Genomic DNA, 317 nt, shown 5'->3' on the forward strand with positions numbered 1-317 from the left:
GTCCTGCTCATCGTGAGCTTCACAACAGGCATCCAGTGCGTACTGAATCTGGTCTGGGTTAAACCCGCGATAGCCTAGAAAACGGTAAAGACGGGCTTTTTCTTTCTGATCAGCAAGGCGGATTTTGGCCAGTTCGCCACGCACCCCCAATTTTTTGGCGGCTCCGGCTCTGGCCAATTCAAACCAGTCAGCATCGCTGTCTGCCAATGTCATGCGGACAATATCGTCAGCAACCCGTCGCTGCCGCAACTCTTGCTGGATACGTAATGGTCCCTGCCCCCGCTGAAAACGGGTACGCAAAAAAGATCGGGCAAAAC

Annotated in this window: 1 protein-coding gene; it reads right to left on the reverse strand. The window is 53.6% G+C overall.

Going from position 1 to position 317, the window contains the following annotated elements; genetic code table 11:
- Positions 1-317, reverse strand: a 317-nt coding sequence (locus Q4563_RS18290) for a regulatory protein RecX (protein ID WP_303605520.1), incomplete at both ends; no start/stop codon positions are given.

Source organism: Gilvimarinus sp. 1_MG-2023 (assembly GCF_030548285.1).